Below are 16,119 nucleotides of genomic sequence, written 5' to 3' on the forward strand. Positions count from 1 at the left end.
GTATTGACATGTCCTGATCCTGTGATTGATGATTACGGCTGTGTCACGGAGTTCCGGAAGGGAATCCGGGTGTGCAGGAAAACAATGTGACCAGGTAATTGGCCAGTTATTTCGGGAATCGAATTTATCGAATCGCCCGGCCGCTATAGGACTCTTCGCTGCGTGGACTCGCCCCGCGCATCCCGGCCGTCGGCCCCGCCCCCCACCACGACGCCCACTCGACGGCGAGCGCGCCGAGCCAGGACCGACGGCAGTCCGGTGATCCCGGCTCGTCACTCCCGATGTCACCCCGCCCCACCCCGATGGGAAGGCCAGGTACCGCCGGTGCACACCACCCCCCACCCTGTCCCCACTCCATGCGCGTCAACCGAAACGGCCACGGACGACGCCGAGTCGGCGCCCCGCGTCCGACCGGCCTCCTTCGCCCAGCGGCGACTGTGGTTCCTGGCCCAACTCCCGGGCGCGAACGCCGCGTACAACGAGACGATCGCCTTCTCCCTGACCGGCCCGCTCGATGTCGACCTGCTGTCCCGAGCCTTCGACGAGCTGACCGACCGTCATGAGACGCTGCGGACGAGGCTGTTGGCCACCGAAGGGGACGTGCACCAGCACATCGACCCACCCGGCGGGGGATTCGCCCTGACCTTCGAGGACCTCGCCGCGGCCGATGACTCCGCGGCACGCGTCGCCGCCCGCCAACTCGACGAGGAACAAAGGTCGTTCGACCTCGACACCGGCCCCCTCGGGCGCGGACGCCTCCTCGCGCTGGGACCGGACCGCCATGTACTCCTGCTGACGTTCCATCACAGCATCTACGACGGCGTCTCGATGAACGTCATGATGGACGAACTCGGCCGGATCTACGAGGCGTTCGCGGCAGGCGCCCCGAACCCGCTGCCCCCGCTCGCGGTGCAGTTTGCCGACCACGTGCAGACCCGGGAACAAGCCGTCCTCGACGGTGGGCTCGCCGCCCAGGAGGACCACTGGCGCCGCGCGCTGCACGGCGCGCCGCCCGTCCTGGACCTGCCCACCGACCGTCCGCGGCCGACGGAACAGCAATACGAGGGCGGCCGGGCCGAGTTCAGCCTCGACGCCGAGGTCACCGCCGGGCTCCGCAGCCTCGCGAGACAGCACGGTGCCACCCCCTTCGTGGCTGTGCTGGCCGGCTGGGCGATTCTCCTGTCGCGTCTCTCCGGGCAGGAGGACATCGTTGTCGGCAGCCCCTTCGCCAACCGGCGCGGCCCGGGCGCGGCCGGTCTCATCGGCTTTCTCGTCAACTCCCTTCCGTTGCGCATCGATCTGTCCGGCTCCCTCACCGTGTCCGAGGCCCTCGCCCGCACCCGCGCCGTCGTACGCGAGGCACTCGCTCACCAGGACCTGCCGTTCGAGCGGATCGTCGAACTGGTCAACCCGCCGCGCAGCGCCTCCCGCACGCCGCTGTTCCAGACCATGCTGGCCTGGGTGCCCGAACGGCGGGACCTGCTGCACCTGCCCGGAGTCGACGCCCAGCCGCTGCCGATTGCCCACGCCCCGGCCAAGTTCGACCTCGCCGTCTCGGCGACCGAGTCCGACGGACGCATCACCGGGTACCTGGACTACGCGACGGCACTCCTCGACCACATCACCGCCGAGCGCTGGGCCGGCCACCTGCGGAACCTGCTCACCGACATGACACGCCACCCCGAACGTGAGCTCCGCGCGCTGGAGTTGATGTCCCCTCAGGAACGCCGGCGCGAGCTGCTCGACGGCGACGCCACGCGGCCGGAGACCTCCGGGGCCGCTCCGTACGCGGCCTCCGGGCTCGTCGAACTCTTCGAGACCCAGGTCCGCGAGCGTCCGACCCGCACCGCCGTCGTCGGCCGCGACGGCTTGCTGGACTACGCGGCCCTCGACCGCCGCGCCAACCACCTCGCGCACGCCCTCGTCGCCCGTTCCGTCCGCCCCGGCGACGTCGTCGGCCTCCACGCGAAGCGGTCCTGCGACCTTGCCGTCGGCATCCTGGGCATCCTCAAGGCGGGCGCTGCCTACCTCCCGCTCGACCCGGGCCAGCCCGCCGAACGCCTCGCGAACATGGTCGAGGACGCGGCCTGCCCCCTCGTGCTGAGTGACCACGACAGCGCGGAACGCGCCCCGGAGTGGCTCGACTTGGCAGCTGTGGAAGCCGAGGGAGCAACCCGCCACGAACCGCCCGCGGGCATCACTCCCACGCCCGACCGACTCGCCTACGTGATCTTCACCTCCGGGTCCACGGGACGGCCCAAGGGCGTCGCGGTCGAGCACCGCAGCGTCCTCAACCTCTTCGCCACCTGGCACACCCGCATGGGCACCGCCCCCGGCGAGGTCGGCTCGGCCTGGTCCAGCATCGGCTTCGACGCCTCGATCCACGAACTGCTGCTGCCCCTCACCACCGGCGGTGAACTGCACATCGTCCCCGAGGAGTTGCGCGGCGACCCCGAGGCCCTGCTGGCGTGGATGCGCGAACACGCCGTGACCCAGGCCTTCTTGCCGCCCGCGTACGTCAAGTGGATCGACGAGGACCCGGCCGTACGACTGCACGGGCTCCAACTGCGCACGCTGCTCACGGGAGTCGAGTCGCTCACCGAAGCCGCCCTGCACCGCATGACACAGCACCTCCCCGGCCTGCGGATCTGCTTCGGCTACGGCCCCACCGAAGCGACCCTCTACAGCACCGCGTACTACGACCCCCGCCCACTGGAGCGGCCCTGCCCCATCGGCCGCCCGCTGCCCGGCACCCGTATGTACATCCTCGACAGGCGCATGGAACCCGTCCCGCCCGGCGTGGTGGGGGAGGTGTACCTCGGCGGAGCGTCGCTGGCCCGCGGCTATCTCGGCCGCCCCGACCTCACCAAGGAACGCTTCCTGCCCGACCCGTTCGTGCCCGGCGAACGGATCTACCGCACCGGAGACCTCGCCCGACGCCTGCCCGACGGCCAGGCGCACTACATGGGCCGCGCCGACGACCAGGTCAAACTCCGCGGATTCCGGATCGAACCCGCCGAGGTCGAGGCCGCGCTCATGGCCCTGCCCGGCGTCCGCGAAGCCGCGGTCCTCGTCGACCACGACGCGAGCGGCCAGCCGCGCCTGCTCGCCGGCATCGGCCGGGGCACCGCACCGGCCCGCACCACCCACGACTGGCGCACCGCCCTCGCCCGCCTACTGCCCGACTACATGATCCCCGCTGTCTTCCTCGACCTCGACACCCTGCCGCTCAACCGCAGCGGCAAACTCGACCGGCCCCAACTCCTGCGCCTGGCCCAGGAGTCGACCTCCACCCAGGTCAACACGGCCAGCCCGCGCGACCACATCGAACACGGCCTGTACCGCATATGGCAGCGCATCCTGCTCCACCCCGATATCGGCGTCAGCGACAACTTCTTCGAGATCGGCGGCACTTCGCTCTCCGCCATCAAGATGGCCCACGCCGTCACCGAGACGTTCGGCCGCCGCCTGCCGGTAGGCGAGGTGATGACCCGCCCCACCATCGAGGCACTCGCCGCCCTGCTGCGCGAGGACGGCACCGCCGACGCCCCCGGCAGCCTCATCGAGTTCCGCCCCGGCACCGGCCCGCGCGTCGTCTGCGTCCACCCCGCCGGTGGCACCGCCTTCTGCTACCTCCCCCTGGCCACACTCCTCCCCGAGACCGTCGGCCTGTACGGCATCCAGTCCCCGGGAGTGAACCCCGACGAGGACCTCCTGCCGAGCGTGGAGGCCATGGCCGAGGAGTACCTCCGACTGATCCGACCCGACGGTGCATCCCCCCTGGTCCTGACCGGCCTGTCCTATGGCGGCCTCGTCGCCCACGAGATGGGACGCCTCCTGGCCCACGCCGGACACCGGGCCGTCAGCGTCGTCCTCCTGGACACCCAGGCCACCGACGACGCATCCGCACGCGCGGAGATCGGCGCCGTCGACGCGGCCGAGTTCCGCGACAAACTCGTGAGGTTCAACGGGATGTACCCCGGCATCGACGACGCCCAGGTCGACCGCTACTTCCACCTCTACAACCACAACCGGCTCACCGCCCGCGAACACCTCCCCGTCGCCTCCCCGGCACGCACCGTCCTCGCCCAGGCCGTGCCGGACGGCGACGACACCCCCTTCCACGCCGAGGTCCGCGACTTCTGGCGGCGCCGCGCCGAGGGCGACTACCGCGTCGAGCCGATGGAGTGCGACCACTGGGAGATCCTGGAGGGCGTCGGAGCAGCCCAGGTCGGCACCCTGCTCGCCGCCGAACTGGCCCACCACGGCGCCCAGTTGGCACTGCCGATACGGGAGGCATGATGGACCTCCGACATGCCCACAGAGCCACCCCGGTCCCTACGAGGTCGGTCTCCCTCGCCGAGGCCGTACTGGGCCAGGCTCGCCGCACCCCCACCGCCATCGCCGTCGAGGACGGCAACCGGGTCCTCGACTACGCGGAACTCGAACGAGCCAGCGGCCGAGTGGCAACGCGACTGCACGCGGCCGGAGTCCGCCCCGGCCACGCGGTCGCCGTACACCTGCCCCGCTCCTGGCAACTCGTCTGCGTCATGCTCGGCATCCGCCGCGCCGGAGCCACCGTCGTCCCCCTCGACCGACTCAGCCCACCCGACCGCCGGCGGCACATCCTGGACGACTCGGGCGCCGTCGCCGTAGTCCACGACAGCGGGCACACGCCTCAACTGCCGGAACACATCGCCGGGTTGGATGCCCACCTGCTCCTGACCGGCGATGGCCCCGTCTCGCCTGCCGTGCCTCCGGGGAAGCCCGGTGACACGGCCACGGGCTTCGTCTTCTACACCTCCGGCAGCACGGGGAACCCCAAGGGCGTCGAGGTCACCGACGACGGAGTACTGCGCCTGGCCCGCCCCGGCTACCTCGACCTACGGCCCGGCGCCCGCTTCGCCAGCCTGGCCAACCCCGCCTTCGACGCGCTGAGTTTCGAGGTGTGGGTCCCGCTCCTGACCGGCGGCGTCTGCGTCGTGCTCGACGACGAACAGGTGCGCAGTGCGCCCCGGTTCGCCAGGGTGCTGAGCGAGCGCGGCGTCGACATCCTGTTCATCACAACGGCCTTGTTCAACGCGGTGGTCGAGCAGGTACCGGACTGCTTCGCCGGCATCGGACAGGTACTCGTCGGCGGTGAACAGCTCAATGCACGCATCGTCCGCCGCTGGTACGACACCAACTCCGCGTCCCGCACCGTCCTGCACAACGTGTACGGGCCGACGGAGGCGACGACCTTCGCCCTCTGCGGCCCCATCCCGCGCGACTTCGCCGGCGACACCATCCCGATCGGCACCCCGCTCCCCGGCACCGCCGTACTGCTCCGTACCCAGGACTACCGCATCGCCGAGCCGGGCGAAGTAGCCGAACTACTGCTGTCCGGAACTGCGTTGGCCCTCGGCTACCGCAACCTTCCCGAACAGACGGAGCGCGGCTTCGTACGGCTGCCGCACGAGAACGGCGGCGAACGCCGCTGGTACCGCACCGGCGACCTCGTACGCCAGGACACCGAAGGCCGGATCACCTACGTCGGCCGGGCCGACCGCCAGGTCAAGGTGCGCGGCTTCCGCATCGAACCGGGCGAGGTGGAGCGGCAGATCCTGGCCCAACCCGCTGTCCGCCAGGCCTACATATGCACCCGCCGCGACGCGGCGGACCGCAGCGAACTGCTCGCATTCCTCGTCCTGGGCGACGAACTCTCCTACGACGCCTTCGACCGTCACCTCGCCGCCGCCCTGCCCTCGTACATGCGCCCCCACCACACCTACCTCGTCGCCGAGTTGCCGCGAAACGCCAACGGCAAAGTCGACCAGGCCGTCCTTCGGCGCGACGCCGGGGCCCCGTGGCGGGCCGCACAGGAGGGTGACGTGCCGGTCAGCGCCGCGCAACGGCGGGTGCTGGAGGTCGCCGAGGACATCCTCGCCGTCAACGGCCTCCGCCCCGGCGACCGTTGGGCCGCGAGCGGCGGTGACTCGCTGAAGGCGCTGCGCTTCCGCTTCGAGATCCTCAACCGTTTCGCCGTCGACCTGCCGCACGACCTCGTCCTGCGGTCCGACTTCGCGGCTCTCGCCGACGCCGTACACGCCCCGGACGCGACCACGGGAGAACACCCGCCCGTGCCCGCCCCCTCCGTGGAGCCGACCGCACCGGCCACCAGCGAACAGGAACGCCTCTGGCTCCTGCACCAGCGCGAGCCCGAAAACCGTTCCTACGACGTGCCGTTGGCCTTCCACGTCCGGGGTCGCGTAGACACGGAGGCCCTGCATCGCGCGGTGCGCGCGATGGTGGAACGGCATGTCGCCCTGCGTACCCGGCTGGTCCCCACCCCCGACGGGCTGCTCCAACAGGCCGGTGATGCGTACGACCCCTGGCAGCTCCTCGAAGCACGTCCCGGGGAGGAGTGGCAGGCCACCGCCGACCGGTTCTTCGACCACAGCTTCGACCTCGGCGACACCCGGATGCTGCGCACGGCCTGGGTGACACAGGCCGACGGCGGACTGCTCCTGCTGCACCTGCACCACGTCGCCGTGGACGGCTGGTCACTCAACCTCCTCCTCCGCGACCTGACCGACGCCTGCGCCGCCCGGAGCACTCAGCCGCACTCCGCCCTCACACCCCTGGACTTCGCCCGCTGGCAACGCGGTTGGCACACCAGCCCCGCCTACGAGGACCGCCGCGCCCGGCTGCGCTCCCACTACGGCCGTGACGGCGAACCGTCACCCGCGCTGCCGACGCCCGACGCGCCACGAGCCCGCCTGCTGCGCACCTCGCTCGACCTGGTCCGCCGCAGCGCGCTGGACCGCCGTGCCGCACAACTCGGTCTGACACGCTTCCAGTTGCTGGTGTCCGCGTTCGCCGCGAGCCTGTACGGCGTGACCGGGCAGGGGCGTCCGCTGGTCGCCACGCCGGTGGTGAACCGGCCCCGCCCCGAATTCGCGGACACGGTCGGCATGTTCGCCAACACCGTGCTCCTGGACCTGCCGTTGGAGCCGCACCGCTCACTGGACGCTCAGCTCTCGGCCCACTCCGATGCCGTGCGCGCCGTGCTCCAGGACCAGGAGGTCGCCCTCGCCGACGTCCTCGCGGACCCCGCCCTCCGCGAACGAACGCCTTTGTTCGACTACCTCTTTGTCCTGGAGAACACCGACTTCTCGGCACTGCGCCTGGATGGCTGCGACGTGCGGCCACTGTGGCCCGAGCCGCTGGGCGCCAAGTGCGCCCTCACGCTGTCGGTCGTGGAGCACGCGGCCGGCTTCGACTGCCTGTGGGAGTACCGCGAAGACATCGGCGCCGAACGCACCCAGGCCGCGGCCCGCCTCTTCCGCCAGACCCTCGACCACCTGACCGGCGACACGGACGCCACCATCACCCTGCACGAACTGGTCGCCCACTACCGTCGCACCCTGCCCGACCACGGCCAAGGCCCCACACGCACAACGGACTTCACCACCGTCGCAGACGGCTTCGCCCGACAGGCGGCCCGCACCCCGCACGCCCCGGCCGTCACCACCGGCGAGACCACCCTCACCTACACTGAACTCGACGCACAGGCAGCGGAGTTGGCGACCGCACTCGGCACCCGCCTCCCGGCCGATCCCGCAGCCCCGGCGGCCGTGGCGCTCTACCTCCAGCCCTCCGTCGAGCATGTCGTGGCGCTCCTGGCGGCGGCCCGCCTCAACCTCACCGTCGTACCGCTCGACCCCGCCTATCCACCGGCCCTGCTGAGGCATGTGCTCGACCAGGCCGACCCGTTGTGCGTACTCGTGACACCCGTGGACGAACACGTCCTCGACGCCATCGCGCCACCGTCCCTGCCCCGGCACATTCTCACCCTCGCCGACACCCCCACCGCGGTACCCCAACTGCCCACGCACCAGGGGCTGCGCCCGCTCTACACCTTGTTCACGTCCGGCTCCACCGGCACTCCCAAAGGCGTCCAGGTCCCCGACCGGACCCTGTGCAATCTGCTGACCTGGCAGCGCACCGACGGCGGCCTCAGCGGGTCCGCAGTCACCCAGCAGTTCTCCATGCTGTCCTTCGACGTCTCCTTCCAGGAGATCCTCACGACCCTTTGCTCCGGTGGCCTGCTGCGCCTGGTGGAACCCGGCTGGCGGCACGATGTCCCGTCCCTGCTGCGGGAGTTGGAGACCGGGGGAGCGGAGCGGATCTTCCTGCCGTACGTCGCCCTGCAACTCCTCGCCGAACACGGCGTGCGCACCGGGCAGTTCCCGTCCCGGCTGCGCGAAGTCGTCACCGCCGGTGAGCAGTTGGTGTGCACCGACGCGATCCGCCGCTGGTTCGGCGGCCTTCCGGACGCCCGGCTGTTCAACCACTACGGCCCCACCGAGACCCATGTCGTCAGCGGCCTCCGCCTCGACGGCGACCCCGCCGCCTGGCCGCTGCGCCCCGCGATCGGGCGTCCGGTGGCGAACGCCGTCCTGCGGGTCGTCGACGAGGGCGGTCTCCCCGTCCCGCCCGGCGTCACCGGCGAGTTGCTGATCGGTGGTGTCATGGCCAACCGCTGCTACGTCGGCGACGGCGACGGTGACGACGCACCGAACCGCGACCGCTTCACCGACGACCCGGACCTCGGGACCTTCTACCGCACCGGCGACCTGGCCCGGTTCGACGAGCGGGGTCTGCTGCACTACGCGGGCCGCGACGACAGCCAGGTCAAACTCGGCGGGTTCCGGCTGGAGTTGGGGCAGGTCGAGGCCGCCTTGCTGCAACATCCCGGTGTGACCCACGCGGTCGCGGTGGTGGAGGGCGGGCAGCTGGTGGCCTGCCTGCAATGCCGGGGCGGCGACCCCGATCCGGCCGATCTCGCGGACCATCTGGCCGGGCTGCTGCCGTCCTACGTGCGCATCAGCCGTTTCCGCCGCCTGACGGAGCTGCCGCGCACGCCCAGCGGGAAGCTGGATCGCCGGGCGGCGTACACCGCCCCGGGTCGTGACTTGCGCTCCGTCGACGTGACCGCCCCGGCCGTCTCAGCGCTGGAGGGGCGGCTGGCCGTGCTGTTCGAGACGGTGACCGGCAAGGCCATCGGCGTGGAACAGCGGTTCTTCGACGCGGGCGCCACCAGCCTGGACCTGATGCGCTTCCAGCTCCGCTGTGCGGGCGAGGACGAACTAGCCTTCACCGTCCCGGAGTTGTTCGAGCACGTCAGCCTTCGCGCGCTGGCCCGCCTTGTGGAGGGACGCACAACGGAGGGCGCTGTCGTGACCGCCGTCACCTCCGATGCCCCACGGCTGCCGGGGGAGCGGGCCGATGAACCCGTCGCCGTCATCGGGATGGCCGTACGACTGCCCGGCGCCCCTGACCTGGCCGCCTTCTGGGACCTGGTGGTCTCCGGTCGCCGGGGCATCGAGCACTTCCAGACGACGGACGGCCGGGTCGGCGCCCGCAGCCAGTTGGCGGGGATGCTCGACTTCGACCCCGGCCGCTTCACGATCAGCCCGCACGAGGCCCGGCTGATGGACCCCCAGCAGCGGCACCTCCTGATGAACTGCGTCGAGGCACTCGCCCACGGAGGCATCGGAGACCCGACGACCCAGCGGGTCGGACTCCTCGCCGCCTGTGGGGAGAACACCTACTTCCAACGCATGCTGCGCGAGGCGGAGTCGGCCGAACTCCCCGACACCTTCCGGCTCGCGCTGCACCACGAGAAGGACTTCCTGGCCACCAAGGCCGCCTACCACCTCGGCCTGACCGGGCCCGCCTTCACCGTGCAGTCGGCGTGCTCCAGTTCCCTCGTCGGCGTGCATGTCGCCGCCGGGATGCTGCGGCAGGGCGACGCGGACGTGATGCTCGTCGGCGGTGTCCTCGTCGACACCGAACTGACCGACGGCTACTCCTACCGACCGCAGCACATCTTCTCCCCGGACGGCCACTGCCGCCCCTTCAGCGCGGACGCCGCAGGCACCGTCGGGGCCAGTGGAACCGGCGTCGTCGTTCTCAAGCCCCTCGCCGCCGCCCGCCGTGACGGGGACACCGTCTACGCCGTCATCACCGGCTCGGGCATCAACAACGACGGCTCGGACAAGCTCAGTTACAGCGCCCCGGCCCTGGCCGGGCAACGCGCCGCGATCCGCACCGCCCTGCACCGCAGCGGCCGTAGCGGCGCCGACCTCGGCTATGTGGAGGCACACGGCACCGGTACCCGCCTCGGGGACCCGGTGGAAGCGGCCGCACTGCGCCAGGCGTACGGACTGGCGGACGACGCGCACGTGGCGCTGTCGTCGGTGAAGAGCCAGATCGGACACCTGGGCGCCGCCGCGGGCGTCGTCGGCATGGTGCGGGCCGTCCTCGCCGTGCACCACGGGATCGTCCCGCCGACAGCCGACTTCGATCGGCTCAACCCCGAGATCGACGACGGTCCGTTCCGCATACCGGTCGCGGCCGAACCGTGGCCCCAGGACAGGCCGCGAGTCGCCGCTGTCAGCAGCTTCGGGATCGGCGGGACCAACGCCCACCTGCTCCTCGAAAACCCGGATGTGGCGCAAGTCGCGCACGCCGCACACGAGTTGGTGCCGTGCCTGGTGCTGTCCGGGAGCTCCGAGACCGCCGTACGCGCGGACGGACGCCGTATCGCCGCCTACCTGAGGGCGCGGCCCGACGCCTATCCGCAGGTGCTGCGCCACCTCCAGGCCGGACGGCCCGTGCTCGGCCACAGGGCGGCGGCGGTCTGCCTGGACGCCGACTCCGCCGTCGCATGGCTCGAAGCCCTCTCCGACATCACGACGCCGCACCCGCAGACCGGCAGCCCGACCCAGGACCGGGACCCCCATGCCCTCGCCGAGGCATGGACGGCCGGGCACACCCTCGTATGGCCCGAGGGACCCGCGTCCGCCCCCTGGGACTTCCCGCCGCCCGCCTTCGACACGGCGGAGTACGACTTCCCGCGTACGCCCATGTCGGCGCCACCGGCCGGACCGCAGCGGCTGCCCGCCGACCAGTGGCTGCACCAGCCGCAGTGGACGCGGTTGCGCCGAGCCCGCACCGGCGCGCACGAACCGCGCCGCACCGCCGTGGTGGTCACGGACGCGGGCGGCGAGGCGTGGCGGTTCCTGGAGCGGCACTACGCCCGGGTGGTGACCGTGTGCTCCGGAGAGACCTTCGCCCGTCTCGACGAGGACCGCTACGAGGCTGACCCAGCCGACACCGGGCAACTCGCCGCTGTGCTGGAGCGGGTCACCCGTTCCGGCGGCCCCGGGGTCGACTGGCTGCACGCACTGCCGCTGGCTCTCGACGGCAGCCTCGATGAACACGCCCTGGAGACAGCCCAGTTGGCCTGCCTCGACACCGTCGCGGCGCTCGCCCGCGCCCTGGCCGACGTACCGGACGCCGTACGGCCACGGGCCTGGCTGCTCTCCCACGGGGCGCAGCCGGTCACCGGCCCCGTCCGCACTCCTGAGGCGGGCCTGCTCGCCGCCGCTCTCGAAGTGCCCCGCCAGGAACTGGGTGTGACCCTGCGCTGGACCGACCTGCCCGGATCCCGCCCGGCCGACTGGGCGGCCCACCTGCCCGACCTGCTCCTGGACGACACGATCACCGAACCGGCGACCGCCCTGCGCGACGGCTTCTGGTGGCAGCGCACCCTCCAACCGGTCCCGGTCCTCAACTCCCCGCCGACCGCCGTCCGTTCGGCAGCACCCGGCACCCACCTGGTGCTCGGCGGCACCGGAGGCATCGGCACCACCCTGGCCGCCCGCCTCCTGGAGCACCCCGGCAACCACGTGGTCCTCGTCGCCCGGGGGACCGCGACACCGCCCGCACTACGGCCGTACCAGGACCGCGTCACACTCGTCCCGGCCGACCTCGCGACGGACGAACTGACCACGGTCGCCGACCGGTTGGCCCCGCATCTCGACGGCCTCGCCGGCATCGTCCACGCCGCGGGCACAGCAGCCGGAGGACTCCTCGCCCGCCGTGACCCCGCGATCGCCCATCGCGCCACGGCCGCGAAACTGCGCGGAGCCCTGCTCGTCGAACGGCTCATCGCCGAGCACGACCCCGACTACGCGGCCTACTGCTCGTCAATGGCGGTCCGTTTCGGTGGAGTTGGGCAGTTCGACTACGCGGCGGCCAACGCCTGCCTCGACGCCTACGCCCACCACGCACCGCCCGGCGACGACGCCACCACCGTCCGGATGAGCATCGGCTGGGACGCCTGGCGGGACGTCGGCATGGCGCAACACGCCCTGACCAGCGACGCCCGCCACCAGGAACACCTCAAGGCGGCGCTCACCCCCGAGGACGGCGCGGCCGTCTTCGAACAGGCCCTGCATCTGCAGTTGCCGCACCTGATGGTCAACACCACGCCCCTGACCGAGGCTCGCTACTTCTACGAGCCGGACCCCGGCTCGCGACACGCGCCGGTGCCCTCCGCGCAACCCGCGCAGGGCGACCCCACGGCCGAACTCACCGAGATCCTGGTCGACTTGCTCGGCGTGGACACCGTCGACCCGGAGGCCGCGCTGTACGACCTCGGCGCCGACTCGCTCACCCTGCTGGAACTCATCGACGAGGTGAAACGCCGCTACGGCACCGACATCGACCTGTCCCGGCTGAGCCACCGGGTGAGCCTGACCGAGATCCTCGGTCACCTCGACACCGGCACCCGCGCGTCCGCCGCCGCGGTGGACATCGAGGTGTGGCAGCGCGGACCGGGTCCGGACGTGCTGTGCCTGGTCCATCCGGTCGGCGGCGACATCCAGGCGTACCGGCCTCTTGTGGCGGCCCTGCCCGACGAGTTGACCATCTGCCTCATCGCCGACCCGAAACTACGCGACCCGGCGCAACCCGCCCGCTCGATCGCCGACCGTGCCGCGCACTACCTGGAAGCCGTCCGGGCCGCGTTTCCGGACCCCGACTACCGCCTGCGCCTTGCGGGTTGGTCGTTCGGTGCCTGGACTGCCCTGTCCATGGCGGCACTTGCCGAGGCGGACGGCCGATCCGTCGACGCCGTCCACCTCCTCGATCCACCGCCACCCGGCGCCGGACAACGGCTCGCCGCGTACGACGAACAGCAGGTGGGCGCTGTGTTCGCCCGGGAGTTGAGCGGCAGCGGTGACGGTGGGGGACGGCTGTCGGCGTCCGGCCGCGCCTACGCCGAACGTCTCGCGGACTGCTGCCGGACCAACCTCGCCGCCATGGCCGAGCACCGGCTGCCGCGGCTGCACCGGACGCCAGCCGAGATATGGCTCGCCCAGCGTCCCGTAGAGGAAGGGGTGTTGGCCCCGGAACCGACCGCCCCCGACGCGTGGGACGCCCATCTGCCCCGCCCCTTCCGCCTTCACCACGTCGACGCCACCCACTACGAACTCGTCGCGCCACCCCACGTGGAAGCGATCGCCGCCGCGCTCGCAGCGGTGCCACCCCCCACGCAAGCCGCCGTTGCCGCGCTGCCCCATCCCGCCGGAAGATCCTGAGGATGTCACCGTGCGGCATCTCTGCCCCCTATTCCCCCTCACCCCCGCCCCCACCGATGCCACGGAGGTCCCTCATGGAGGACTACGCACTCAAGGCCGTCGAGCGGCTCACCACCCGACCTGCTGAGCCGTACGACACCCTGTCCGTCGCCCCGATCACCCCGTTGCTGGGCGCCGAGGTCACCGGACTCGACCTGTCCCAGGAGCTGACACCCCAGCAGGAGAAGGAACTCAAGCACGCGTTCCAGACCCACCACGTCCTCGTCTTCCGCGACCAGGACATCACTCCCGAGGAACACAAGCGGTTCGCGGGCGTCTTCGGCGAACTGCACCCCGTGGCCCTCGCGCCCGAGGGATCCGACCCGTACATCCTGGAGATCAAGGCGACCAAGGAGTCCAAGGCCGTGGCCGGCAACGGCTGGCACGCCGACGGCACCGCCGACGCCGAACCCTCCCTCGGTTCGCTGCTGTACATCACCACCATCCCCGAGGGCGGCAGCGGTGGCGACACCGTCTTCGCCAACATGCACCTCGCCTACGAAGTCCTCTCACCGGCGATGCGCAGCTTCCTCGAGAGCCTCACCGCCGTCCACGACGGAGCCCTGCCCTGGACCGCCGCCGGACAGACCCCGCCGCCCGAGTACGAGGTGCCCCGCACCGAACAGCCGGTCGTCGCCCGCCATCCGGAGACCGACCGCAAGCTCCTCTTCGTCAACGCCCCCTACACCTCGCACATCACCCAGCTGTCCCGCGTCGAGAGCGACGCCCTGCTGGAGATGCTGTACGCGCACATAGCCCGAACCCAGTTGCTGCACTGCCGGGTCCGCTGGCAGGAGCGCACCCTCGTCCTCTGGGACAACCGCAGCGTCCAGCACCACGCCGTCTGGGACTACTTCCCGTACACCCGCGAGGGCCGCCGGGTCGCCGTCAACGGCAGCCGCTTGGAGGCCTGACCCGGTGTCACGCGCCCGGCCGAGGGCCTGTTCACGGCGTCGGCGTCTGCAGAACCTCCAACGCGGTGACGGCCACGTGCAGTTGGGTGCGTTCGGCGCCGGACTCCAGGTCGGTGCCCAGGAGGCGTTCGATGGTGTGCAGGCGCTGGTAGAAGGCCTGCCGGGAGAGCCCCACGCGCTTGGCCGCGATGGACTTGTTGCCGGCGGCGTCGAGGTACTCGCGCAGGGTGGTGAGGAGGTCGCTGCCGTGCCGGGCGTCATGCTGGACCAGGCGCCCGAGCCGTTGTTCCACATACTTCTGGACCCGGACGTCGTCGCGCAGGGAGTAGAGCAGTTCCGGCAGGCCCACGTCGGAGGCGACATGGAAGGGCCGACCGCGGGAGGCGGGACCGATGGCGTCGGCGACCTCCTCGGCCTCGCGGAACGAACGGGTGACCTGGCTGAGCTCGGTGACGCCCGGGCCGACGGCGACGACGGTGTCCTCCCCGAACGTGGCCCGCAGATCGCGGGCGATGCGTTCCACGACGGGCTGCCACGCACTCGCGCGGGCCAGCGCCATGAGCAGCCCGGTGCGCCGCCCCGACAGGTCTCCCACCAGGGCCTTGACCCCGGACGTGAGGAGCCCTTCGGCGAGATGCGCGCTCACCGAGCCCTCGTCGGCCGGTACCCCCGAGTGGTCGACGACGACCGGCAGGAGGCGGTGCCCGGTCGTGGGCAGCCCCAGCGCCTCGGCCCGCAGTCGCGCCTCGGTACGGCTGCGATACCGCCAGTGCAGTAGATCGAGCAGAACGGAACTGTGCGCCCGCCGATCCCACTCCGGTGAGCCGGTGAGCCGCGCCAACGTCAGTGCGGTGGCGGCCTGTTCGAGGATCATCGTGTGTTCAGGACCGAAGGGCGGTCCGCCCGTGAGGGGCAGCATGACCAGCCGCCCCCACCGGCTGCTCCGCTCCTCGACCGGCGCCACGAGCCACCCCTCCGGCCCGCTGGCCGCCGCCCGGTCCGGCGTTTCGGCGGCGCGCGACCGACGCGGCCAGGCATCCAGGACCTGCCCGTCCGCCCGCCCGGCCACGGCCCAGCTCACCGCGTGGTGGATCAGGTTCTCCAGCACGACCGGACACCCCGAGAGATCGGAGGCGGTCTGCACGAACTCCTCCGGTTCGGCGCCGCGCAGAGTGAGCGACGTGAACAGCTCGTGCACATGCTGGGCGCGGCGCAACAACTCGCCCTGCGCGTCCAGGATCAGCGCGTGCACGGTCTGGGTGACCTCGATGAACCGCACCCCGCGCGCCAACATGATCAGCGGCAGGTCCCGCTCACCGCACGCGGCGACGAGATCCGGGGGCGCCTGCTGATACCGACGCCCCAGCTCCACGACCAGCCCCGCGACCCCGACATCCGCCAACTGGTCGACGTAGCCGCGTAGTTGTGTCGGGTCCGATGGGTGCGGCATGCCCGTGGTGAGTACCAGCTCCCCGCCCTCCAGGAACGAGGCGGGGTCGAGGAGCTCGGTCACGTGGACCCAACGGACCGTGCGCCCCAACTGCTCCTCGCCGGCCACCACCCGGGGCAGACCGGCGGCGATGACGGGGAGTCGCAGTACGTCGGCGACCGTGAGGAACGGCATGGGTGCGGGTTCCTCCGGAGGTGTGGCGGTGTGGTTCCGGAACACTCTGCGGGGTGGGGCGAGGCTTGTGCAAGCTGCTCAGAGGGGTGCGCCTGTTCGCCGTAGGGCG

The 16,119-nt window shown here is 71.5% G+C and carries 4 protein-coding genes; 3 read left to right on the plus strand and 1 reads right to left on the minus strand.

Features of this window, described 5'->3' with window-relative positions; all coding sequences use genetic code 11:
* Nucleotides 1-324: 324 nt before the first annotated feature.
* The 3 genes from OG588_RS48750 (at nucleotide 325) to OG588_RS48760 (ending at nucleotide 14,386) form a co-directional block, all read left to right on the plus strand.
* The gene (locus tag OG588_RS48750) at nucleotides 325-4,302 is read left to right on the plus strand and encodes a non-ribosomal peptide synthetase (protein ID WP_405952952.1); all 3,978 of its coding nucleotides are present in this window, start codon (nucleotides 325-327) and stop codon (nucleotides 4,300-4,302) included.
* Complete coding sequence (locus tag OG588_RS48755) at nucleotides 4,302-13,433, plus strand: amino acid adenylation domain-containing protein (RefSeq protein ID WP_405953407.1); 9,132 nt, start codon at nucleotides 4,302-4,304, stop codon at nucleotides 13,431-13,433. The genes OG588_RS48750 and OG588_RS48755 overlap by 1 nt, the downstream gene beginning before the upstream one ends.
* A 74-nt stretch (nucleotides 13,434-13,507) precedes the next feature.
* Complete coding sequence (locus tag OG588_RS48760) at nucleotides 13,508-14,386, plus strand: TauD/TfdA dioxygenase family protein (protein WP_405952953.1); 879 nt, start codon at nucleotides 13,508-13,510, stop codon at nucleotides 14,384-14,386.
* 31 nt (nucleotides 14,387-14,417) lie between these two features.
* Here OG588_RS48760 and OG588_RS48765 read toward each other — a convergent pair whose 3' ends face one another.
* Nucleotides 14,418-16,010: a PucR family transcriptional regulator gene (locus tag OG588_RS48765; protein ID WP_405952954.1), complete on the minus strand. Its 1,593-nt coding sequence runs from the start codon at nucleotides 16,008-16,010 to the stop codon at nucleotides 14,418-14,420.
* Nucleotides 16,011-16,119: the final 109 nt, after the last annotated feature.

Source organism: Streptomyces prunicolor (genome assembly GCF_045162825.1).
GTDB lineage: Bacteria > Actinomycetota > Actinomycetes > Streptomycetales > Streptomycetaceae > Streptomyces > Streptomyces prunicolor.